Origin of the sequence: Pseudomonas panipatensis, from assembly GCF_900099785.1 — a bacterium.
Lineage (GTDB): Bacteria > Pseudomonadota > Gammaproteobacteria > Pseudomonadales > Pseudomonadaceae > Pseudomonas > Pseudomonas panipatensis.
In genome coordinates this window covers 715,451-736,699 of sequence record NZ_FNDS01000002.1, presented here as the reverse complement: position 1 = coordinate 736,699, position 21,249 = coordinate 715,451, and the positions used below count along the sequence as shown (strand labels likewise).

Sequence of the window (21,249 nt, the reverse complement as noted above, 5' to 3'; positions counted from 1 at the left end):
CGGGGGGAGGTGCGAGCGGACTATGGGATCGCGCCGAAACGACAACATCGTCCGAAGGGACTAAGCCTCTCGGATGCTCTGGCATGCGGCTTGGCCGCTAGTCTCTTCGGACGATGCCGGGCTTTCCGAGGCGCGCGAACAATCGACGTCGGCCGCGGGATGGACCCGCGCCGCCTGCCGGGAGAGACGCGCATGAAGGCAACGACGAGTGGTCAGGACTGGGACCAGGAATGCGATGTACTGGTGGTGGGCAGCGGCGCCGGCGGGATGACCGCCGCGCTACGCGCCCGCGACCTCGGACTGGACGTGCTGGTGCTGGAAAAGAGCGACCGCTATGGCGGCACCTCGGCGGTCTCCGGCGGCGGCATCTGGATTCCCAACAACCACCGCATCGCCGCCCTCGGCGGGCAGGACTCGGCGGCGGAGGCGATCCAGTACATCAGCACGGTCACCGGCGGCATCGTCGAGCCGAGCCGCATCGAGGCCTATGTCGAGCACGCCCGGCGCATGGTCGAGTACCTGGACCGGCACAGCCGCGTGCATTTCGAGGCGCAGCCGGAATACGCCGACTATTACCCGGAAGCGCCCGGCGGCAAGCCTGGCTATCGCTCCATGGACCCGCTGCCGTTCGACGCCCGCGAGCTGGGCGATGAATTCGAGCGCATGCGCGCGCCGTCGCCGGGCACCCTGATGATGGGGCGCATCGGCATGACCATGAAGGAGGCGCAGGTGCTGCTCTGCCGCCGCCCCGGCTGGGTCGGCCTGACCCTGCGCATCCTCTGGCGCTACTGGAGCGATCTGGGCGGCCGCCTGCGTTCGCGGCGCGACCGCTTCCTCACCCTCGGCAACGCGCTGGTCGGCGCCCTGCGCCGCTCGCTGATGGATCGCGGCGTGCCGCTGTGGCTGCAGTCGTCGCTGCAGTCGCTGATCGAGGAAGACGGCCGGGTGATCGGCGTCGAGGTGCAGCGCAACGGCCGCCTGCTGCGGGTCCGCGCGCGACAGGCGGTGGTGGTGGCGGCGGGCGGTTTCGAGCGAAACCAGGCCATGCGCGACCAGTACCACCCACGGCCGTCGCAGGCGAAATGGAGCGCCACGCCGCCCTTCAACAGTGGCGACGGCATTCGCGCCGGCCAGCAACTGGGCGCCGCCACCGCGCTGATGGATCACAGCTGGTGGGCGCCAACCACGCATGTCGATGGCGAAGAAAAACAGCGCGGGCTGTTCGTCGAACGCAACCTGCCCGGTTGCGTGCTGGTCAACGCGGCGGGACAGCGCTTCGTCAACGAAGCGGCGCCCTACACCGACATCGTCTACGCCATGTACGCGAACCACAGCGAGCAGGCGGCGAGCGTCCCCTGCTGGATGGTGTTCGACGCCGAATTCCGCCACAAATACCCTTGCGGCGCGCTGCTGCCGGGCTACGCGCAACCGGACTCGCGGCTGCCGGAGAACCTGCGCGGCTACTACCACAAGGCGCAGAGCCTGGAAGCGCTGGCCGCGCAGATCGGCGTCGATGCGCAGGGCCTGGTGCGTACCCTGGAGCGCTTCAACCACCACGCGGCGCTGGGCCAGGACCCGGATTTCCACAAGGGCGAGTCGTTGTTCGACCGCTACTACGGCGACCCCAACGTGCAGCCCAATCCCTGCCTGGCGCCGTTGCTCAAGGCACCCTTCTACGCGGTGAAGGTGGATGCCGGCGACATCGGCACCAAGGGCGGCTTGCTCACCGACGCGCATGCCCGCGTGCTGCACGAGAACGGCGGCGTCATCGCCGGGCTCTATGCGATCGGCAACAGCTCCTCCTCGATGATGGGCACGACCTATCCCGGCGCCGGCTCGACCATCGGCCCGGCGATGACCTTCGGCTTCCTCGCCGCCGAGCATATCCACCAGCAGGCCAGCGCCCGCCGTGCCGCGCCCCAGGCACAGGAGGTGCGCGATGACGCCTGAGCGACAACCGGGCGTGGCGCTGGTCACCGGCGCCAGCCGGGGTGTCGGCAAGGGCATCGCCGTGGCGCTCGGCGCCGCCGGCATGACCGTCTACGTCAGCGGCCGCTCGACCCAGTCGGGCGCGGCGCGGCTGCGTGGCCAGGTGATGCCGGGGAGCATCCATGAGACCGCCGCGGCCATCGACGCCGCCGGTGGTCGCGGCATCGCCGTGCAATGCGACCATGGCGACGATGCCCAGGTGCGCGCGCTGTTCCAGCGCATCGACGAGGAGCAGGGGCAGCTCGACCTGCTGGTGAACAACGCCGCCTGCATCCACGAGAACCTCATCGATCCGGGGCCGTTCTGGGAAAAGCCGCTCGAATTGGTGGACATCCTCGATGTCGGCCTGCGCTCGGCCTACGTCGCCAGCTATTACGCGGCGCCGCTGCTGTTGCGCGCCGCGCGCGGGCTGATCGCCTTCACCTCGTCGTTCGGCGCCGGCTGCTACATGCACGGGCCGGCCTACGGCGCGCAGAAGGCCGGCATCGACAAGCTTGCCGCGGACATGGCGGTGGACTTCGAGAACACCCGGGTGGCGGCGCTTTCGCTGTGGCTGGGGCCGCAGCTCACCGAGCGCACGGCCATCGCCGGGCAGGCTCGCGCCGATCAGTACGAGGCCTTCCTGGCGCAGGCGGAAACCCCGCAGTTCAATGGCCGGATCATCCGCGCGCTGCTCGACGATCCGCAGTTGCCGAGTCTTTCCGGGCTGACCCTGGTCAGCGCCGAGCTGGCCCTGCGCTATGCGATCTGCGAGGCCGACGGGCGCCAGCCGCCGTCCTGGCGCGAACAGCTCGGCGCGCCGCGCGTGCAGCACCCGGCGCGGGTGATCTGAACCCGCTCGGCGCGGCTAGGGCGCTCGGTCGCCCGCCAGCAGGGGCGCCAGCAGCGCCTGCATGCTGCGCCAGTGCGTGCCTTCCCAGAACACCTGCTGACAGGCATCGCAGGCGAGGAAGCGTGAGTAGCGCGCGGCGACCCGTGGCGGCACCCGCGGCCGCGCCTCTTCCGCGGGCAGTTCGCGCAGTGGCTGGTTGCACTGCAGGCAGCGGCTGAAGGGGCGCGCGCTGCGCGCCAGGTCGAGGCGCTCGAACAGCTCGCGCAGTTGCAGCGCCGGCTTGAGCGCGTGCACGTAGCAGCCGTGGCTGATGATCCGCCGCTTGAGCAGCTCGCGGTCGCGGGTCAGCACGATGCGTCCCTGCCGGGCGCCGATCTCGGCGATCCGGGCATCCTCGAAGGCGTTGTCGTAGAGGGTGTCGAAACCGCTCATGCGCAGCAGCGCGGCGAGCCCGCCGAGGTGCGCGTCGGCGACGAAGCGCAGCACCCGCAAGGGCTGCGCGCGCACCTTGAGCAGCGGACTGATGTCCAGGCGCTCGAAGGTCGGGTACACGGCCAGGCGGTCGCCATCGAGGATCAGCCGCTCGAAGCCGACCGACTCGCCATTGAGCAGCACCAGCTCGACCTCGGTGTGCGGCACGCCGAGCGCCTCGATCATGTGCTTGACCGTGGCGGACTCGGCGCAGACGCAGGTGAAGGCGCGCCGGCGACGCTCGGCGGGCAGGAAGTCGTTCAGCTCCTCGTAGAAGCGGAAAGTGGCGCTGACCATCTGAACAGTATGGCAGCCGGTGGCGCCCCCCTCTTCCCGGCGGAAGCGGGGGCGTCGCTCATTGCGGCTGCTTGACCACGCGCAGGTAGGGCTTGAGCGTCTTGAAGCCCTGCGGGTACTTCTTCCGCGCGTCTTCATCCGACACCGAGGTGGGGATGATCACGTCATCGCCGGGGCGCCAGTTCACCGGCGTGGCCACGCTGTGCTTGGCGTTGAGCTGGATCGCGTCGAGCAGGCGCAGGACTTCGTCGAAGTTGCGCCCGGCGCTCATCGGGTAGGTCAGCGTGGCCTTGACCTTCTTGTCCGGGCCGATGATGAACACCGAGCGTACCGTGGCGTTGTCCGCCGCGCTGCGCGCACCGGGGCTGGCGTTGGGGTGGAGCATGTCGTAGAGCTTGGCCACCACCAGGTTCTCGTCGCCGATCAGCGGGTAGTTGACCGCGTGGCCCTGGGTTTCCTCGATGTCGCCGACCCAGGCGCGGTGATCGCTGACCGGGTCGACGCTGAGGCCGACCACCTTGGTGTTGCGCTTGTCGAACTCCGGCTTGAGCCGCGCCACGCAGCCCAGCTCGGTGGTGCACACCGGGGTGAAATCCTTCGGGTGGGAGAACAGGATCGCCCAGTGGTCGCCGATCCACTGGTGGAAGTGCAGGGTGCCTTCGGTGCTTTCCGCCGTGAAGTCGGGTGCTTCATCGCCAATACGTATCGCCATGTCCGTTCTCCGTGTGGGCTTGAGGGCTTCCGCGAGGGCCGTGGAAATCGTCGGCCGGGGCGTGGGCTGAAAAGTATAGGCGGGCGCCGGGAAGCTGCCGGGGCGCCAGCGGATCAGCGGTCGTGCAGGGCGCCGCGGGGCTGCTATGCCTGTTGTGCGGAGGTCGTCGGATGGCAGCTGGTCGACGGGGCTCGCGGTGCCCGGTGCGCCGCACGCATGCATGGCGGGAAGGGTGGCGGCCTTCTTCCGGTGCAGTGGCTTCCGCTGCTTCGACCGTCGCCTCTCGATACGACAGGAGCTGAACCATGGCTACCTTCATCACCCTGGTGAGCTTCACCGACCAAGGCATCCGCAACGTCAAGGACTCGCCCGACCGCTTCGGCGCTTTCAAGGCAATGGCCGAGCAACTCGGCATTTCGGTCAAGGCCGCCTACTGGACGACGGGCAGCTACGACATGGTGCTGATCGTGGACGGCGCGGAGGACGCGGCCACCACGCTGCTGCTCAAGGTGGCGTCGCTCGGCAACATCCGCACGCAGACCCTGCGCGGTTTCTCGGAACAGGAGTTCCGCGGTCTGCTCGCCGGCCTGCGCTGAGGCGCCGGCAGGAGCGGGGCGGCCGGGACGTGGCCGGCCACCCCGCGCAAGCGTTACCCGACCCGCCCTGGGCGGGTCGGGTTCGAGGCTCAGGCCTTCTGCTTGTCGCGGAAGTAGGGGATCACCTTCTCGCCGATGTTCTTCAGCGTTTCCAGTTGCGCCCACTGCGGCACGGTGCCCATCTGGCAGATGAAGAGGATTTCGTCGGCGCCGGCGTCGATCAGCCGCTGCACGTAGCCGATGCAGTCGCTCACCGTGCCGTAGGCGTGGTTGGGGTTCATCATCGCCATGGTCGGGTCGGAGAAGTCCACGGTGACTTCCTCGGAGGCGAAGCGCGAGCGGATCACCGCCTGGCCGTTGCCGTCGACGAAGGTGTCGTCCTGCCACTTGGCCGGGTCCGGGCGCTCGCCGCCGGCGTACCAGTAGGCCAGCGATTCCATGAAGTAGCGTTGGCCGCGGATGCCGATGGCGCGGGCCTGGGCGTTGTCGTCGAGGACGATGGCCGGGCACAGCGCGGCGATGTGGCGGTTCGGGCGGAAGCCGACTTGGTCCTTCTCGTCACGCTGGTCCCAGGCCTCGTGGTAGACGGCGACCTTCTTGGCGATTTCCTCGGGGCCGCCGAAGCCCAGCACCAGTGCGCCCATGCCACGGCCGCCGGCATTCTTCAGCGACTCGGTGTTGGTGCAGGCGAGGTACATCGGCGGGTGCGGGTCCTGGTAGGGCTTGGGGTGGATCGGCCGCTTGGGGATCTTGACGAATTCGCCGTTATGCTCGATCTCGTCCTGCACGAACATCTTCGGGATCAGGTACATGGCTTCGTCGATCTGCGGCTGCAGGGTGCTCAGGTCGTAGCCGAAGGTGCCGGCCTCCTGCTGGGTGCCGCCCTTGCCCACGCCGAAGTGCACGCGGCCCTTGGACAACAGGTCGAGGGTGGCGATGCGCTCGGCCACCTTCACCGGATGGTTCATCGCCGGCGGCAGGCAGACCACGCCGTGGCCGATGCCGATGCGCTCGGTCTTGCCGGCGACGAAGGCGAGCATGGTTTCCGGCGCGGACATGTGCGAGTAGTTGCTCAGCGCGGTGTGCTCGACGCACCAGAAGGTGTCGAAGCCGAGACGGTCGGCGAGGACTGCCTGCTCGACGGTCTCGTCGAAGATGCGGCGGTCGCCTTCGCGGCTGGCGTCCAGCGTTTGCGCTTCGTAGATCAGAGAGAATTTCATCGGGATTCCCTTGTTGTTTTTTGACTGGCTGGCAGGTTTTGCCTCGCCGTCATGGTCGGTAATCGCCGGCGGCGCGGAATCGCCCGAATGGACTATGCCGCGCCCCCGGCGCGCGGCTCAGAGGAAGAAGTCGCTGCTGTCCAGGCCCATGCTCACGCCGCCCAGGTTCCAGGCGTATTTCGCCGGGCTGTTGGCGACGTGCGCGCGGCCGGTGTGGATATCGCGGAAGGCGCGGTTGATCGGGTGGTCGCGGAAGATCGTCGAGGCGCCGCTGTTGAACATCAGCGCGGCCACCGCGCGCGCGCACTTGTCGCCGACCAGCGCCGAGTCGTAGCGCATCTTCACCCGCTCCGGCATGGCCAGCGGCTGGCCGTCGCGGGCGCGTTGCAGCATCAGCTCGAAGTTGCGCAGCAGCACGGTGCGGCATTCGTCGGCGGCGACCATGGCGTCGGCCAGCGCCTGTTGCGCGGCCGGGTCCTGGCCCATCTTGCGGCCATCGTTGACGCCGACGCGGGCGCGGTTGTGCTCGACGAAACAGTCGATGGCGCCCTGTAGCGCACCGATTGCCGAGGACGACACCGCGCGGACGAATATCTGCCCGAACGGCAGGCGGAACAGCGGCGCGGTGTTGACCGCGTTGCCCGGGCTGTTCTGCATGAAGCCGTCGACGGCGCGGTGGGTGCGGTATTCGGGGACGAAGGCGTTCTCCACCAGGATGTCGTGGGAGCCGGTGGCCTCCAGGCCCATCACGTTCCAGTTGTCGAGGATCGTGTAGTCGCTGCGCGGCACCAGGAAGGTCCGGTAGTCCGGCGCGCCGCCCGGCTCCGCGGGCGGCACCAGGGCGCCGAGGAAGGCCCACTGGCAATGCTTGCTGCCGGAGGAGAAGCCCCAGCGCCCGGACAGCCGATAGCCGCCCTCGACCGGCGTGACCCGGCCCACCGGCATATAGGAAGAAGAGATCAGCACGCTGGAGTCCTGGCCCCAGACGTCCTTGGCGGCGCGCTCGTCGAACAGCGCCAGTTGCCAGTTGTGGATCGCCACCACGCCGAGCACCCAGGCCGAGGACATGCAGCCTTCGGCAAGGGTCATCTGCACCTCGAAGAAGTCCTTCGGCTCCAGCTCGTAGCCTTCCCAGCGCGCCGGCTGGAGGATGCGGAAGAAGCCGGCTTCGTGGAAGTCGCGAAGGGTTTCCTCCGGCAACTGCCCGCGCTGGGCGGCCAGCGGGGCGCGTTCGCGCAGCACCGGCACCAGCTCGCGGGCGCGTTGGCGAAGGCGCTGGCGGATCAGGTCTTGGTCGAGCATTTGTTGTTCTCCTGTGATCGCCCCGTCGGGGCCTGCGCACAGGACTTCGGCCGCGCGCCGCGCGCACATCGCCGAGCCCTTCGCGGGCATTCAAGCAACGCGCGAAGGGCGCGGCATCCTACAAACGGACCATGCCCGCGATCGCCGCGCAGGCCACGCCGGATACGCCGTCGGCGCCTAGTCCCCTCGGACGATGTTGGCCGGCGGGACGGCCGACAGAATCGATCGCACTACCGGACAACCAGAGGCCCGTGCGATGAGCCAAGACAATCTGAAAACCGATATGCTCCAGGCCATGCGCCGGCTGGCCAAGTCGGTGACCATCATCACCACCAGCGATGGCCGCGAGCGCTTCGCCATGTCCGCCACGGCGGTCGATTCGCTGTCCACCGAGCCGCCGTCGCTGCTCATCTGCGTGAACAAGACCGCCTCGCTGCACGCCGCGCTGGAAGGCGGCGCCGACTTCTGCGTGAACATCCTCGGCCAGGAGCAGGAACACCTGTCGCACCTCTGCAGCGGCCCGGTGAAGGGCGAGGGGCGTTTCGCCAGTGGCGACTGGCAGACCTCCGCCGGTGGCGTGCCCTACCTGGCGGACGCCCAGGCGACCCTGCTGTGCCGCCAGGACGGCCGCTTCAGCTATGGCACGCACACCGTGTTCATCGGCCTGATCCAGGAAATCCGCCACACCCCCGAGATCACCCCGCTGATCTACGTGAACGGTACCTACACCACCGCCGTCGCCATGCCGGCGCCGAGCGTTGCCGCTGCGAGCTGAGCCCATGGATACCCTGCCGCTGGAACCCCTGCGCCTGAGCGCCCAGCAAACGCTGGTCTGGGATGTGGAAAGTGACCTGATCGTGGTTGGTTTCGGCGGCGCCGGTGCCTGCGCCGCCCTGGAGGCCCGCGAGCGCGGCCTGTCGGTGCTGGCGCTGGACCGCTTCGCCGGTGGCGGCGCCACCGCGCGCAGCGGTGGCGTGGTCTACGCCGGTGGCGGCACGCCGTACCAGGCCCAGGCCGGCTACGACGACACGCCCGAAGCGATGCAACGCTACCTGCAGCAAGAGGTCGGCGATGCCGTCGACGAAGAGACCCTGCGCGACTTCTGCCAGCGCAGCGCCGAACACTTGGCCTGGCTGGAACGCCAGGGCGCGCGCTTCGAGGCCAGCGTCCCGCCGCTGAAGACCTCCTACCCGAGCGACCGTTTCTACCTCTACTACTCCGGCAACGAGTCGGTGCCGTCCTATGCCCGCCTGGCACCGCCGGCGCCGCGTGGGCATCGCACCAAGGGCCGTGGCATGTCCGGCGTCAACCTGTTCAGCGCGCTGCGCACCTCGGCCCTGGCCAAGGGCGTGACGCTCTATAGCCAGTGCGAAGTGCGCCGCCTGATCCTCGATGCGCAGGGCGCGGTGATTGGCGTCGAAGCCTGGCGCCTGCCGCCCGGCGCCGCCGCCACGCGCCGCCATGCGCGCCTGGCGAAGCTGGTCACGGCGCTGCATCCCTACCTGCCGGCGCTGGCCGAGCGTCTGAGCGCGCGCCTGCGCGGCATCGAGGCGGAACATGCCCAGCGCCTGTTGCTGCGCGCCCGCCGCGGGGTGCTGCTCAGCGCGGGCGGTTTCATCTTCAACCGCGAGCTGGTACGCCAGCACGCCAGCCGCTACCTGGACGGCCTGCCGCTGGGCACACCCGGCTGCAACGGCAGCGGCATCCGCCTCGGCCAGGGCGTCGGCGCGGTGCCGGCGCGGATGGACAAGGTCAGCGCCTGGCGCTTCATCAATCCGCCGCTGGCCTGGGCCCGTGGCGTCATCGTCAACGCCGCCGGCGAGCGCTACTGCAACGAAGAGGTGTACGGCGCCAAGCTCGGCCACGCGATGGTGGAAGAGCAGGACGGCCGCGCCATCCTGATCCTCAATCGGCGCCTGCTGCTCGACTCGCTGCGCCAGGTCGCGCCCGGCCGGGTATGGTCCTTCCAGCGCCTGCCGGTGCTGCTCAACCTGCTCTTCAACTGCCGCCGCGGCGCCTCGCCGGAAGCCCTGGCCGAGCGCCTCGGGCTGCCCGCCCAGGCGCTGCGCCAGACCCTCGAAAGCTACTCGCGGGCGGCGCGCGGTGAATGCGCCGACGCCCTCGGCAAATCCACGGCCATGCTCGCCGACCTCGACCAGGGCCCCTGGTACGCCCTCGACCTGTCGTTCGGCAGCAAGCTCTACCCCTGTCCGGCGATCACCCTCGGCGGCCTGCGCGTGTGCGAGCGCAGCGGCCGCGTGCTGGATGCCGCCGGCGCGCCGATCCAGGGGCTGTACAGCGCCGGGCGCAACGCCGTGGGTGTCGCTTCCAACCTCTATGTCTCCGGTCTGTCGATCGCCGACTGCGTGTATTCCGGCCGCCGCGCCGCCGCGCACCTGGCGAGCAGCGCGACCGCCACCCCCCTCAACGCCTGAAGGATAACGAGCATGAATCGAGTACAAGGCAAGGTCTGCATCGTCACCGGCGCCGCCAGCGGCATCGGCCGCGAAGACGCGCTGCTGCTGGCCGCCGAGGGCGCCCGCGTGGTCCTCACCGACATCAACGAAGACGCCGGCCGCGCGCTGGCCGAGCAGATCGGCGGCGACGCCCTGTTCATCCGCCACGACATCGCCAGCGAAAGCGACTGGCAGCGGGTGATGAAGGCCACCCTGGAGCGCTTCGGCCGCCTCGACGTGCTGGTCAACAACGCCGCGATCCTCGCCGTGGGCAGCATCGAGAGCACCAGCCTGGAACTGTGGCGCAAGGTGCAGACGATCAATGGCGACGGCTACTTCCTCGGCTGCCAGTACGCCGTCGCGGCGATGAAGGAAAGCGGTGGCGGCTCGATCATCAACATGTCCTCGCTGGCCGCGCTCGGCGGCATGCCGGACTTCTGCGCCTATTCGGCGTCGAAGGGTGCGGTGGCGGCCATGACTCGCTCCATCGCCATCCACTGCAAGCAGCAGGGCTACCACATCCGCTGCAACAGCGTGCACCCGGACGGCGTCAACACGCCCATGACCCAGGCCCTGGCCGGAGGCCAGGCGCTGTCCCAGGAGCTGCTCGAACAGGACCCGAAGAACCGCATGTGCGCGCCGCGCGATATCGCCAACCTGGTGCTGTTCCTCGCTTCGGACGAGTCGCGCTTCATCAATGGCGCCGAGATCCGCGTGGACAACGCGCAGTTGATCAGCGGCATTTGAGCGGGACGCGATGATGGGCAGTGCACAGACCATGTCGCCGACGGCGGCCACCACGGCCTCTGGCAGCTTCAGCCTGGAAGTCGCCGAGGTGATCGACGAAACCGCCGATGCGCGCTCGCTGGTGCTGCGCATTCCCGAGGCGCTCGCCGAACGCTTCCGCTACCAGGCCGGGCAGTTCCTCACCTTCCGCGTGCCGTTCGCCGGCCAGCGCCTGACACGCTGCTATTCGATGTCCAGCGCGCCGGAGCTGGACGCGCAACTGCGGGTCACGGTGAAGCGTGTCGATGGCGGCCGGGTGTCGAACTGGATGAACGAAAACGTGCGCGCCGGCGACCACCTGGACGTACTGCCGCCGGCCGGGCATTTCCACCTTGGCGCCCAGGACCGCGAGCTGGTGCTGTTCGGCGGTGGCTCGGGGATCACCCCGGTGTATTCGATCCTGCGCTCGGCGCTGGCCACGCGGAACTGTCGGGTCCGCCTGATCTACGCCAACCGCGACGAAGCCTCGGTGATCTTCCGCGACGAATTGCGCGAACTGGCGCGTGCGCACGGCGAACGCCTGCAAGTGATCCATGTGCTGGATTCGGTGCAGGGCTTCCTCGGCGCGGCCGATGTGCGCCATCTGGTGCACGACCGGCACGACGCCGAGTTCTTCATCTGCGGCCCCGGTCCGTTCATGGACACGGTGGAGCGCACCCTGCTGGAACTGCAGGTCGAGCCGGCGCGCATCCATGTCGAACGCTTCGTCTCGCCGCCCGATCCCGACGCCCTGGACGCGGCCCAGGAGCAGGCGCGCAGCGCGGCGGCCGAGGTCGCGGTGGAGCGCCTGCGGGTAGCCCTGGACGGCGCCGAGTACGAGGTGCCCTGCACGCCGGGCGAAACCCTGCTGGAAAGTTGCCGCAAGGCCGGGCTGGCGGCGCCGGCGTCCTGTGAAGAGGGCTTCTGCGGCGCCTGCATGTGCCGCGTGGAGCAGGGCGAAGTCCTGCTGCCGCGCAACGATGTGCTGTCGCCGGCCGAACTGGCCGAGGGCTGGACCCTGGCTTGCCAGGGGCGGCCGGGAAGCCGCGAGGTCAGCGTGCGCTTCCCTGACTGAGGGGTTGTTCCTTGAGTGTCAGGGGGCAGTGCCATTCCCCTGTACCCGGCTTCGGCCGGGTTTTTTTTGCCCTCGCCGCGAGGGTCGGGCCGCCGTATCACCAACGGAACTCATGCCCGCCCAGCAAGCCACCCCAGGCCTCGATCCACGCCGGCCGTTTCGGCGCATACCAGTAGTTATCGATCCCCCCACGCCTGCAGTGGTGGGCACCCGCCAGTGCTCCGGCGAGCGTTTCACGGTGCCGGGCAAGCGCTCGATGCTGTCGTTCGGCTTGGGACTGCCGGGGGCGCTGGGGTGGGGCGGTGTCCTAGTCCGAACGGACGATCACCGCCCCTTGAGGCGTCGCTAGAGTGCGGCGCAGCGCTATCGACAATGACAATCAGAGGTGTGCGATGAATCGACTGCAAGGCAAGGTCGCGGTGATTACCGGCGGGGCATCGGGAATCGGTCTGGCCTGCGCGCGGCGCTTCGCCGACGAGGGGGCGCAGGTGGTGGGGCTGGACATCGGTTCGGCGCCGGCCGATTTCCCCGGTCTGTTCATGGCCCTGGATGTGCGCGACGAGGCCAATGTGCAGCAGGTGATGGGCGAGGCCATCGCCCGCCATGGCCGTCTCGACGTGCTGGTGAACGCCGCCGGCGTCGCCAGCCGGGGCAGTGTCACCGACACCTCGACCGAAGAGTGGCAGCGGGTCATCGATATCAACCTGACCGGCAGCATGCTCACCAGCAAGTACGCGCTGCCGCAGATGGTCGCCCAGCGCGGCGGCTCGATCATCAACATCGGCTCGATCTTCGGCTTGCAGGGCTGCGGCGATAACACCGCCTACAACGTCGCCAAGGGCGGCATCAACCAGCTCACCCGTTCCATGGCCATCGACTACGGCGCCGCCAACGTGCGGGTCAACGGCCTCTGCCCGGGGCTGATCGAAACGCCGATGAGCCAGATGGTCCGCGACCAGGCGGAGTTCCACGCCTTTTTCGCCTCGCAGCACATGCTCTGCCGCAGCGGCCAGCCGCAGGAAGTGGCCAACGTCGCGCTGTTCCTCGCTTCCGACGAGGCGTCCTTCGTCAGCGGGCAGATGATCGCGGTCGACGGTGGTTTCTCCGCCGGGCGCCGCTTCGCGCCGCCGCCGGCCTGAGGGCGGCGCCGCGCGTGTGTCAGTCGTCCGCCGGAGCGTGGCAGAGGAACGCCAGGCTGCTGTGCAGGGCGTAGGTCAGTTCGCTCTGCCGGTTGACCCCGGCCTTGGCGAAGATCGAGCGCAGGTGCGCTTTCACCGTGTTGCGGCGGATGTTCAGCAGCGCCCCGGCTTCTTCCAGCGAATGGCCGTTGGCCAAGTGGATGGCCAGCGCGGCTTCGGCGGGGGTGAAGCCGAACAACTGGCGCAGCGACTGCGGGCCGACGCTGGCCTTGCGAGCCGGGTCGCGCAGGAACACCACCACGGCGGGTTGCCGGCCGTCGGAGCTGTCCTGGCGCGGCAGGCTCTGTACCAGCACGCCGAGGCCGGCGCGGCCGGAAGGGCGCAGCAGGGTGATGGCCTCGGCGATCCGCGGGCCGGGCTGGTCGCGCTCGTGCAGCGCCTGGGCGATCAGCCGCTGCAGGGCCTGGTTGTCGCGGGTGAAGGTGGCCTGCAGGCTGCCGTCGAGCAGGCTCAGACCGTCGTCCTCGGCCAGCAGCGCGGCGGCCGCGCGGTTGCTTTCCAGTACCTGGTGGCGCTCATCGAGGATCACCGTGCCGATGCGCAGGCGCTCGACGGCCGAGGCGTACAGCTGGCGTTCGGTTTCGCTGCGGGTGAACTGGCCATGCAGGCGGATGGCTCGCCGCAGGTGCGGCAGCAGTCGCGCGCAGAAGGCCTTGTCGGCCGCGCTGAAGTCGGGTGCCTGGTGCGGCCGGCAGATGCGCAGCCGGCACTCGATGCCGTGCTGGGGCGCGAGGTCGGCACCGAGCACATGCAGGACATCCAGCGGGGCATTGAACTGCCGGTAGAAGTCCGACGCTCGCCAGCGCGCCTCGCCGAGTATTTCCGCCACCGTATGGACTTCGCCGGGGGGCAGGCCGACGAAGGGGTCGAGGGCGTAGTAGGTGCTGCCATAGGCGCCGAGCGCGCCGTTCGAGACCGCGCCGGCATGGATCATCAAGCCGCTGTCGGCGGGGCCGCAGGGCCGCAGGATCAGGGTCGCGTAGTTGGCCTGCAAGGCCTCGCGCAGCCGTTCCAGGCAGCGCTGCCAGGGCCGCGCGTCGTCGGCGCCCTGGTAGATCAGGTCGATGAGCCGGCTGAGCTCGTCGAGCGACAGGTCGGTGCTGGGCATGCTCGGTGTCCACGTCGGGGCGGTGCGGGGCGCGCCGTCCGGGGCCGGCGCGGCGCTGTGCGAAGGCTCGCGCGGATGGGCGGGCCCGGCATCGTTCGTATGGGTGATGCGTGCGCCGATTTTCCGCGTCGCCGCGCGCTGCCGGGGCCTGCGCCGCGGCGCCAGCGATCTAACCCGTTTGGGCTAGTCCCGGGCAGGGATGTGGCGCCGCGGGCATTGGCGAATAGTTCGCTTCGACAACCATCACCTGTCTGGAGAGCAGCATGGAAACCTTGGTCACCGATAAGGTCAGCACATTTCCGACGCGCTACGCCCGTGGCTGGCACTGCCTGGGGCTGGCGGCCGACTACAAGGATGGCAAACCCCACCGACTGGATATCTTCGGCACCCGCCTGGTGGCCTATCAGGGCGAAGACGGCGCGCTGCACATTCTCGACAGCTACTGCCCGCACATGGGCGCCGACCTGAGCACCGGCGAAGTGCGCGGCAACGAGTTGGTCTGTCCGTTCCACCACTGGCAGTGGGGCCGCGACGGCAAGTGCGCGTCGATCCCCTACTGCAAGCGCATTCCGCCGCGCGCGCGGGTCAAGGCCTGGCCGACCCTGGAACAGAACCGCCTGCTGTTCGTCTGGCATGACGCCGAGGGCGGCGCGCCCGACCCGGAAGTGGAAATCCCGCGCATCGACGCCTGTTTCTCCGCCGAGTGGACCGACTGGATGATGCGCAAGATGGTCATCCAGACCAACTGCCGCGAGCTGGTGGACAACCTGGCCGACCTCGCGCACTTCGGCCCGGTGCATGGCTCGCCGGCCAGCTACTTCTGCAACACCTTCGACGGCCACGTCGGCTACCAGATGTTCCAGGGCGAGGAGAGCGAGCTGCTCGGCAGTGGCCTGCGCGCCGACAGCGCCTACTTCGGCCCGGCCTACCACGTCACCCGGATGAGCGCCCGCACCGGCGGCCAGACCGTCGATACGCTGCTGCTCAACTGCCATGTGCCGATCGACCAGAACAGCTTCGAGCTGCGCTACGCGATCAAGGTGAAGCGCGTGCCAGGGCTGAGCGAAGCCGAGAACCAGGCGATCGCCGAGGCGTACGCCGGGCAGGCGCACAAGTCGTTCTTCCAGGACGTCGAGATCTGGCACAACAAGATTCGCATCGACAAGCCGGTGCTCTGCGACGGCGATGGCCCGGTCTACCAACTGCGCGAGTGGTACGAGCAGTTCTACACCAACGTTGCCGACCTGCCGGCGCCGAGCCGCAAGGTCTTCGAGTGCAAGGCGGGCACCTGGCGCCAGCTCGACGAAGTGCCCGAGCAGGCGCGTAGCCAGTTGCACCTGATCTGAGCGGCGGCGCCGCCGCACCCATAAGAACAAGAACGGACAGGAGAGGAGCCATGAGGCTCAACGACAAGGTCGCGCTGGTCACCGGCGCGGGATCGGGAATGGGGCGCGCCACCGCCGCCCTGTTCGCCGCGCAGGGCGCCAGCGTGATAGTGGCGGACATCGACGAAGCCGCGGCGCGGCAGACCCTGGAAGGCCTCGACCGGCGCGAGCAGTGCATGGCCCGCGCCTGCGACATCGCCGACGGCGCCGCGGTGGCCCGGCTGTTCGCCGAGGTCGAAGCGCGCTACGGACGCCTCGATGTGCTGGTCAACAACGCCGGCCTCGGCCAGGTGCCCGGCGACGGCTTCGACAAGTACCAGCAGCGCATGGCCGAACGCAACGCGCAGTTGGCGGCGGGCGAGGAGCCCTCGGTGTTCACCGACATGATCGTCGACCTGAGCGATGCCGGCTGGCAGCGCATCCTCGATATCAACCTCAACGGCACCTTCTACTGCAGCCGCGCGGCGGTGCGCCTGATGATCGCCAGCGGTAGCCGCGGCTCGATCATCAACATCGCCAGCCTGTCCGCGCTCAGCGGCGAAGGGCCGCTCGCCTACTGCGCTTCCAAGGCGGCCCTGCTGGGCTTCGGCAAATGCCTGGCGCGCGACCTCGGGCCGCGCGGCATCCGCGTCAACAGCATCTGCCCGGGGCCGACCCGCACACCGATGATGCAGTCGATTTCCCAGGAATGGGTGCGGGCACTGGAGCGCGCCATACCCCTGGGGCGGATGCTCGAAGCGGAGGAAATCGCCAGCACCTGCCTGTTCCTCGCCAGCGACGAGTCCAGCGCCTTCACCGGACAAACCCTCGCCGCCAGCGGCGGCATGTTGATGCATTGAGAGGCAAACGCACATGAGTGGAAGACTGCAAGGCAAGGTAGCGCTGATCAGCGGCGCGGGAACCGGTATCGGCGCGGCGGCGGCCAGGCTGTTCGCCGCCCAGGGCGCCAAGGTGATGCTCTGCGGCCGCCGCCAGGCGCCGCTGGAAGCGGTGGTCGCGGAGATTCGCGAACAGGGCGGCGAGGCCGACTGGGTGCAGACCGACGTCACCGACGAGCAGGCCGTGGATCGCGCCGTCAGCACCACCCTGGAGCGCTTCGGGCGCTTCGACATCATGGTCAACAACGCGGTGAACTACACCTGGGGACCGCTGGCCGGGCTGAGCACCGAGGACTGGCACAAGAGCATTCGCGGCAGCCTCGACGTGGCCTTCTTCGGCACCCGCGCGGCCATGCGCGTGATGCACGGCAAGGGCGGCTCGATCGTCAACATGGGCTCGGTCGCCGGCCTGCTCGGCAGCCCCGGCCTCAGCGCCTACGGCGCGGCCAAGGCGGGCGTCGTCAACTTCAGCCGCGCGGCGGCGCTGGAAGGCGCGGCCGAGAAGATCCGCGTCAACGTGGTGATTCCCGGCATCGTCTGGAGCGAAGGCACCCGCGAAGCCATGCGCAGCGAGCAGATGATCGCCGGCACCGCGCGCGCCGTGCCGCTGCGGCGCATCGGCGAGCCCGAGGAAGTGGCCAACGCGATCCTCTTCCTCGCCTCCGACGAGTCCTCCTACATCACCGGGCAGACCCTGGTGGTCGACGGCGGCAAGACCTGCGAACTGAACGTCGGCGCCAGCGACTACACCTCGGCGACCTCCACTGAAATCCGCTCCGCTCGACAAGAGGTATGAAACCCATGAACAGCCTGTTGAACTCACCCGCCAGCCCGGTCCTGGTCACCGGCGGCGCCTCCGGCATCGGCGAAGCCTCGGCGGCGGCGCTGGCCGCGGTCGGCCGCCCGGTCGCCATCTGGGACCTGCAAGCCGACAAAGCCCAGGCGGTCGCCGCGCGACTGGCCGAGGAACACGGCGTGCCGTGCGTGGGCATCGCCATCGACCTCTGCGACCCGGCGGCGATCGCCCCGGCGCTGCAGCGTACCCGCGCCGAACTGGGCGCGCCGGGCGGCCTGGTGCATGCCGCCGGGATGGTCGACCAGAGCGGCCTCGAGCAACTCACGGTGGCCGGCTGGGACCGCGTGCTCGACCTCAACCTGCGCGCCATGGCCCTGCTGGTGCAGGCCATGCTCCCCGACCTGCGCGCCAACCCCGGCTCCGCCGTGGTCGGCATCGCCTCGATCAACGCCACCCTCGGCAACGGCCTGATTCCCGCCTATAGCGCCTCCAAGGGCGGCCTGCTGTCGCTGGTGCGCTCGCTGGCCGACGCCCTGGGCGCCGACGGCATCCGCGTCAACTCGGTGTCGCCGGGGCAGATCTTCACGCCGATGATCGCGCCGATCGTGGCGGCGAACCCCGGCGTCTTCGAGCGGCGCATCCTGCTCGGCCGTCTCGGCCGCGCCGAAGAGGTCGCGCGCGTCGTGCGCTTCCTGCTGTCCGACGAGGCCAGTTACATCAATGCCGCGGAAATCCTCGTGGATGGCGGCAACATTTCCTCGCAACGCTGAGCCTGACGCGGGCGCTGTGCGTCGCGCAGCGCCCGAGGAGACAACCATGAGTGAACCGACGTTGGAGGCCCGGCTGGATCGCCTGGAGTCGCTGGCGGAAATCCGCATGCTGCCGGCCAAGTACGCCCTGGCCCTGGATATGCGCGACCTGGACGCCTGGGTCGGGCTGTTCCCCGAGGACGTCAAGGTGGGCAAGGAGCAGATCGGCCGCGCCCACCTCAAGGCCTGGATCGACGACACCTTGCGCCTGCAGTTCAGCACCACCTCGCACCACATCGGCGGCCATATCATCGAGTTCAAGGATGCCGACAACGCCAGCGGCGTGGTCTATTCGAAGAACGAGCACGAGGCCGGCCCCGAGTGGGTGATCATGCAGATGCTCTACTGGGACGACTACCAGCGCATCGATGGCCGCTGGTACTTCCGCCGGCGCCTGCCGTGCTACCTCTACGCCAGCGACCTGAACCGGCCGCCGATCGGCGAGAAGAAAATGCGCTGGCCCGGCCGCGAACCCTACGACGGCTCCTGGCACGAACTCTGGCCGAGCTGGAAAACCTTCTGGAACAACAAGCCGGACGGCGCCCTGCCGGAGGTCGCCGAGCCGGCGCCGCTGGGCGCCTTCCTCGAACGCATGCGCAGTGGTTCGAGCGCGCCGCGGGTGAGGGTTCGCTGATGCCGCGCAGTCCTGCACCCAAGGGCCTGGCCAGCCTGTTCGAGCCCCTGCAGCTCGGCGAACTGCGCCTGGCCAACCGCATCGTCATGGCGCCCATGACCCGCAGCCGCGCCGACGCCGACGACGCGCCGAGCGAGCTGCACGCGGCCTACTACGGCCAGCGCGCGAGCGCCGGCCTGATCGTCGCCGAAGGCACCTACCCGAGCCTGGACGGCAAGGGCTACTGCCGCACGCCGGGCATCGCCACCCCGCGGCAGATCGAAGCCTGGCGCGGCGTCACCGACGAAGTCCGCCGGCGCGGCGCGGCCAGCAACGTCCTGCAACTGATGCACGTCGGGCGCGTCGCCAGCCGCCACAACAAGGCCGCCAGCGCGGAAACCGTGGCGCCATCGGCGATCGCCGCGCGCGGCAGCCTGTACAGCGACAGCCACGGGATGGTGCCGATGGACCTGCCGCGCGCCCTGCACAGCGCGGAAATCGTCCAGGTCATCGAGGACTACCGGCAAGCGGCGCTGAATGCCCGCGCCGCCGGGTTCGACGGCGTCGAACTGCACTGCAGCAGCGGCTACCTGCCGATGCAGTTCCTCCTGCCCGGCAGCAACCAGCGCAACGACGGCTACGGCGGCTCGCTGCACAAGCGCATCCGTTTCGCCGTGGAAACCCTCGAAGCCCTGAGCGAAGCCCTCGGCGCCGGCCGGGTCGGCCTGCGGATCATCCCCGGCAACCCCTACAACGACATGCAGGACGATGACCCGGTCGCCACCTATGGCGCGCTGCTCGACGCCATCGACCCGCTGGGCCTGGCCTATGTCCAGGTCAGCCGCTCGCCGCAAGCCGGGCTCGACGCCTTCGCCCTGGTCCGGCGCCACTTCCGTGGCGGGCTGATCCTCAACGACAGCTTCGACGGCGCCAGCGCCGCCCAGGCGCTCGACGCCGGGCTCGGCGAAGCGGTGTCCTTCGCCCGCCACTTCATCGCCAACCCCGACCTGGTGGCGCGCCTGCGCAACCAGCAGGCGCTCGCCGAGTTCGACCGCGCCACCCTCTACACCGCCGGCGCCCGTGGCTACACGGACTACCCGGCGCTCGACGAACCGGCCCACGCGGAGGAGTCCCACGCATGAACCTGGCCGCTGCCTTACCGCGGACCATTCCCGCCGCCCTGGCGCTGTCCGCCCGTCGCCATGCACAGCGCATCGCCGTCGACGAAGGCGAGTTCACGCTCAGCTATGCCGAACTCGAACGCCTCAGCCGCGAAGCCGGGCGAGCCCTGCTGGCCCTCGGCCTGGCCCCCGGCGAACGGGTGGCCATCTGGGCGCCGAACGGCCACCGCTGGCTGGTCGCCGCGCTCGGCAGCCTGATGGCCGGCGCGGTGCTGGTGCCCCTGAGCACACGCCTGAAGGCCGCCGAAGCCGTCGATATCCTCCGTCGCAGCGGCGCGCGGGTGCTGTTCAGCGTGGGCGAGTTCCTCGGCAGCTATTACCCCGACCTGCTCGCTGGCCACCCGCTCGACGCCCTCGGGCAGACCGTGGTCCTGGAACAGGCGCGCGCCGGCGACGGCGACTGGGCGGCGTTCCTCGCCCGCGCCGCCGAGGTCCCCGAGGCCGCGCTCGACCAGCGCATCGCCGCCCTCGACGGCGACAGCCTCAGCGACCTGATGTTCACCTCCGGCACCACCGGCTACCCCAAGGGCGTGCTCTGCGCCCACGGGCAGAACCTGCGCCTGTTCGAGAACTGGAGCGAAATCGTCGGCCTGCAAGCCGGCGACCGCTACCTCATCGTCAACCCGTTCTTCCACGCCTTCGGCTTCAAGGCCGGCTGGCTCGCCGCGCTGATCCGTGGCGCGACCATCCTGCCGCAGCGCACCTTCGATGCCGAAACCGTGCTCGGCCGGGTCGAGCGCGACCGGGTCAGCTTCCTGCCCGGACCGCCGGCGCTCTACTCGGCCATGCTCGACCACCCCCGGCGCGGCGACTTCGACCTCTCCTCGCTGCGCGTGGCCGTCACTGGCGCCGCATCGGTGCCGCCGATCCTGGTCCAGCGCATGGGCAGCGAACTGGGCTTCGCGAGCGTGGTCACCGCCTACGGCCTGACCGAATGCTGCGGCCTGGCCACCGTCTGCCGGCCGGGCGACGACCCGCGCACCGTGGCCAGCACCTGCGGCCGGCCGCTGGACGACATCGAAGTGCGCTGCGTGGACGCCCAAGGCAACCCGCAGCCGGTCGGCCAGCCCGGCGAAGTGCTGATCCGCGGCTACAACCTGATGCAGGGCTACTTCGATGACCCGGACGCCACCCGCGAGGCGGTGGACGCCGAAGGTTGGCTGCACACAGGGGATGTCGGCGTGCTCGACGAACGCGGCTACCTGCGCATCACCGACCGGCTCAAGGACATGTTCATCGTCGGCGGCTTCAACTGCTACCCGGCGGAGGTGGAGCGCCTGCTGATGGAGCACCCGGCGGTCGCCCAGGCGGCGGTGATCGGCGTGCCCGACGAGCGCCAGGGCGAAGTCGGCAAGGCCTACGTGATCCTGCGTCCCGGGCACAGCCTGACGGCGGACGGACTGATCGCCTGGAGCCGCGAGCAGATGGCCAACTACAAGGTGCCGCGCAGCGTCGAGATCGTCGAAACGCTGCCGCTGAACGCCTCCGGCAAGGTGCACAAGGGCGCCCTGCGCGAACGGGCATGACAGGGCTGCCGGCCCCCGTTCACCCACGCTAGGCGCTGC

General features: G+C 69.5%; 20 protein-coding genes. 15 read left to right on the top strand and 5 right to left on the bottom strand.

The features are described 5' to 3' along the window. Positions 1-192: 192 nt before the first annotated feature. Together BLQ74_RS07545 and BLQ74_RS07540 are read left to right on the top strand one after the other, a co-directional pair. Positions 193-1,950: an FAD-dependent oxidoreductase gene (locus BLQ74_RS07545; RefSeq protein WP_090261921.1), complete on the top strand. Its 1,758-nt coding sequence runs from the start codon at positions 193-195 to the stop codon at positions 1,948-1,950. Beyond that, a complete protein-coding gene (locus tag BLQ74_RS07540; RefSeq protein ID WP_090261920.1) occupies positions 1,940-2,821 on the top strand; it encodes an SDR family NAD(P)-dependent oxidoreductase in 882 nt (293 codons plus the stop codon). Before BLQ74_RS07545 ends, BLQ74_RS07540 begins: the two co-directional genes overlap by 11 nt. Before the next feature lie 15 nt (positions 2,822-2,836). On the opposite strand, the gene BLQ74_RS07535 is transcribed toward BLQ74_RS07540, so the two are convergent. Together BLQ74_RS07535 and BLQ74_RS07530 are read right to left on the bottom strand one after the other, a co-directional pair. Next, positions 2,837-3,589: a Mut7-C RNAse domain-containing protein gene (locus tag BLQ74_RS07535; protein WP_090261919.1), complete on the bottom strand. Its 753-nt coding sequence runs from the start codon at positions 3,587-3,589 to the stop codon at positions 2,837-2,839. A gap of 58 nt (positions 3,590-3,647) precedes the next feature. After that, complete coding sequence (locus BLQ74_RS07530; protein ID WP_090261918.1) at positions 3,648-4,301, bottom strand: peroxiredoxin; 654 nt, start codon at positions 4,299-4,301, stop codon at positions 3,648-3,650. Between the two features lie 305 nt (positions 4,302-4,606). Between BLQ74_RS07530 and BLQ74_RS07525 the strand changes: the two genes are divergently transcribed. Then, on the top strand, positions 4,607-4,897 hold the full coding sequence (locus BLQ74_RS07525) for a GYD domain-containing protein (RefSeq protein ID WP_090261917.1): 291 nt from the start codon (positions 4,607-4,609) through the stop codon (positions 4,895-4,897). Positions 4,898-4,986: 89 nt separating this feature from the next. On the opposite strand, the gene BLQ74_RS07520 is transcribed toward BLQ74_RS07525, so the two are convergent. After that, on the bottom strand, positions 4,987-6,117 hold the full coding sequence (locus tag BLQ74_RS07520) for an LLM class flavin-dependent oxidoreductase (RefSeq protein ID WP_090261916.1): 1,131 nt from the start codon (positions 6,115-6,117) through the stop codon (positions 4,987-4,989). Between the two features lie 117 nt (positions 6,118-6,234). Beyond that, positions 6,235-7,419, bottom strand: a complete 1,185-nt coding sequence (locus tag BLQ74_RS07515; protein ID WP_090261915.1) for an acyl-CoA dehydrogenase family protein — start codon at positions 7,417-7,419, stop codon at positions 6,235-6,237. 256 nt (positions 7,420-7,675) lie between these two features. Here BLQ74_RS07515 and BLQ74_RS07510 point away from each other — a divergent pair, with 256 nt between their 5' ends. The 5 genes from BLQ74_RS07510 to BLQ74_RS07490 all read left to right on the top strand — a co-directional run bounded on the left by BLQ74_RS07510 (position 7,676) and on the right by BLQ74_RS07490 (position 12,854). Continuing rightward, positions 7,676-8,194 carry a flavin reductase family protein gene (locus BLQ74_RS07510; protein ID WP_090261914.1) on the top strand — a complete coding sequence of 173 codons (519 nt, stop codon included), beginning with the start codon at positions 7,676-7,678 and terminating at the stop codon, positions 8,192-8,194. Positions 8,195-8,198: 4 nt separating this feature from the next. Continuing rightward, complete coding sequence (locus tag BLQ74_RS07505) at positions 8,199-9,854, top strand: FAD-binding protein (protein ID WP_090261913.1); 1,656 nt, start codon at positions 8,199-8,201, stop codon at positions 9,852-9,854. Between the two features lie 12 nt (positions 9,855-9,866). Further along, on the top strand, positions 9,867-10,622 hold the full coding sequence (locus tag BLQ74_RS07500; protein WP_090261912.1) for a glucose 1-dehydrogenase: 756 nt from the start codon (positions 9,867-9,869) through the stop codon (positions 10,620-10,622). Between the two features lie 13 nt (positions 10,623-10,635). Further along, positions 10,636-11,715: a ferredoxin--NADP reductase gene (locus BLQ74_RS07495; RefSeq protein WP_090262002.1), complete on the top strand. Its 1,080-nt coding sequence runs from the start codon at positions 10,636-10,638 to the stop codon at positions 11,713-11,715. A gap of 392 nt (positions 11,716-12,107) precedes the next feature. Continuing rightward, positions 12,108-12,854, top strand: a complete 747-nt coding sequence (locus BLQ74_RS07490; RefSeq protein ID WP_090261911.1) for an SDR family NAD(P)-dependent oxidoreductase — start codon at positions 12,108-12,110, stop codon at positions 12,852-12,854. A 19-nt stretch (positions 12,855-12,873) separates the two neighbouring features. Here BLQ74_RS07490 and BLQ74_RS07485 read toward each other — a convergent pair whose 3' ends face one another. Further along, on the bottom strand, positions 12,874-14,022 hold the full coding sequence (locus BLQ74_RS07485; protein ID WP_090261910.1) for a helix-turn-helix transcriptional regulator: 1,149 nt from the start codon (positions 14,020-14,022) through the stop codon (positions 12,874-12,876). A 263-nt stretch (positions 14,023-14,285) separates the two neighbouring features. Between BLQ74_RS07485 and BLQ74_RS07480 the strand changes: the two genes are divergently transcribed. From BLQ74_RS07480 to BLQ74_RS07450, 7 genes are read left to right on the top strand one after another with little or no spacing between them, the layout of a single operon-like run. After that, positions 14,286-15,368: a 3-ketosteroid-9-alpha-monooxygenase, oxygenase component gene (locus BLQ74_RS07480; protein ID WP_090261909.1), complete on the top strand. Its 1,083-nt coding sequence runs from the start codon at positions 14,286-14,288 to the stop codon at positions 15,366-15,368. 50 nt (positions 15,369-15,418) lie between these two features. Then, positions 15,419-16,246 carry an SDR family NAD(P)-dependent oxidoreductase gene (locus tag BLQ74_RS07475; RefSeq protein WP_090261908.1) on the top strand — a complete coding sequence of 276 codons (828 nt, stop codon included), beginning with the start codon at positions 15,419-15,421 and terminating at the stop codon, positions 16,244-16,246. A gap of 13 nt (positions 16,247-16,259) precedes the next feature. Then, a complete protein-coding gene (locus BLQ74_RS07470; RefSeq protein WP_090261907.1) occupies positions 16,260-17,081 on the top strand; it encodes an SDR family NAD(P)-dependent oxidoreductase in 822 nt (273 codons plus the stop codon). Between the two features lie 5 nt (positions 17,082-17,086). Next, positions 17,087-17,851 carry an SDR family NAD(P)-dependent oxidoreductase gene (locus tag BLQ74_RS07465; protein ID WP_090261906.1) on the top strand — a complete coding sequence of 255 codons (765 nt, stop codon included), beginning with the start codon at positions 17,087-17,089 and terminating at the stop codon, positions 17,849-17,851. 46 nt (positions 17,852-17,897) lie between these two features. Beyond that, positions 17,898-18,524: a nuclear transport factor 2 family protein gene (locus BLQ74_RS07460; protein ID WP_090261905.1), complete on the top strand. Its 627-nt coding sequence runs from the start codon at positions 17,898-17,900 to the stop codon at positions 18,522-18,524. Between the two features lie 26 nt (positions 18,525-18,550). Next, positions 18,551-19,645 (top strand): alkene reductase, encoded by a 1,095-nt coding sequence (locus BLQ74_RS07455; RefSeq protein WP_090262001.1) that lies wholly within the window; start codon positions 18,551-18,553, stop codon positions 19,643-19,645. Beyond that, positions 19,642-21,210 (top strand): FadD3 family acyl-CoA ligase, encoded by a 1,569-nt coding sequence (locus BLQ74_RS07450; RefSeq protein WP_090261904.1) that lies wholly within the window; start codon positions 19,642-19,644, stop codon positions 21,208-21,210. The genes BLQ74_RS07455 and BLQ74_RS07450 overlap by 4 nt, the downstream gene beginning before the upstream one ends. The last annotated feature ends 39 nt before the right edge of the window (positions 21,211-21,249 follow it).

Coding starts and splice junctions, on each gene's coding strand:
- BLQ74_RS07545 (WP_090261921.1), top strand. CDS start 193: ATGAAGGCAACGACGAGTGGTCAGGACTGGGACCAGGAATGCGATGTA.
- BLQ74_RS07540 (WP_090261920.1), top strand. CDS start 1,940: ATGACGCCTGAGCGACAACCGGGCGTGGCGCTGGTCACCGGCGCCAGC.
- BLQ74_RS07535 (WP_090261919.1), bottom strand. CDS start 3,589: ATGGTCAGCGCCACTTTCCGCTTCTACGAGGAGCTGAACGACTTCCTG.
- BLQ74_RS07530 (WP_090261918.1), bottom strand. CDS start 4,301: ATGGCGATACGTATTGGCGATGAAGCACCCGACTTCACGGCGGAAAGC.
- BLQ74_RS07525 (WP_090261917.1), top strand. CDS start 4,607: ATGGCTACCTTCATCACCCTGGTGAGCTTCACCGACCAAGGCATCCGC.
- BLQ74_RS07520 (WP_090261916.1), bottom strand. CDS start 6,117: ATGAAATTCTCTCTGATCTACGAAGCGCAAACGCTGGACGCCAGCCGC.
- BLQ74_RS07515 (WP_090261915.1), bottom strand. CDS start 7,419: ATGCTCGACCAAGACCTGATCCGCCAGCGCCTTCGCCAACGCGCCCGC.
- BLQ74_RS07510 (WP_090261914.1), top strand. CDS start 7,676: ATGAGCCAAGACAATCTGAAAACCGATATGCTCCAGGCCATGCGCCGG.
- BLQ74_RS07505 (WP_090261913.1), top strand. CDS start 8,199: ATGGATACCCTGCCGCTGGAACCCCTGCGCCTGAGCGCCCAGCAAACG.
- BLQ74_RS07500 (WP_090261912.1), top strand. CDS start 9,867: ATGAATCGAGTACAAGGCAAGGTCTGCATCGTCACCGGCGCCGCCAGC.
- BLQ74_RS07495 (WP_090262002.1), top strand. CDS start 10,636: ATGGGCAGTGCACAGACCATGTCGCCGACGGCGGCCACCACGGCCTCT.
- BLQ74_RS07490 (WP_090261911.1), top strand. CDS start 12,108: ATGAATCGACTGCAAGGCAAGGTCGCGGTGATTACCGGCGGGGCATCG.
- BLQ74_RS07485 (WP_090261910.1), bottom strand. CDS start 14,022: ATGCCCAGCACCGACCTGTCGCTCGACGAGCTCAGCCGGCTCATCGAC.
- BLQ74_RS07480 (WP_090261909.1), top strand. CDS start 14,286: ATGGAAACCTTGGTCACCGATAAGGTCAGCACATTTCCGACGCGCTAC.
- BLQ74_RS07475 (WP_090261908.1), top strand. CDS start 15,419: ATGAGGCTCAACGACAAGGTCGCGCTGGTCACCGGCGCGGGATCGGGA.
- BLQ74_RS07470 (WP_090261907.1), top strand. CDS start 16,260: ATGAGTGGAAGACTGCAAGGCAAGGTAGCGCTGATCAGCGGCGCGGGA.
- BLQ74_RS07465 (WP_090261906.1), top strand. CDS start 17,087: ATGAACAGCCTGTTGAACTCACCCGCCAGCCCGGTCCTGGTCACCGGC.
- BLQ74_RS07460 (WP_090261905.1), top strand. CDS start 17,898: ATGAGTGAACCGACGTTGGAGGCCCGGCTGGATCGCCTGGAGTCGCTG.
- BLQ74_RS07450 (WP_090261904.1), top strand. CDS start 19,642: ATGAACCTGGCCGCTGCCTTACCGCGGACCATTCCCGCCGCCCTGGCG.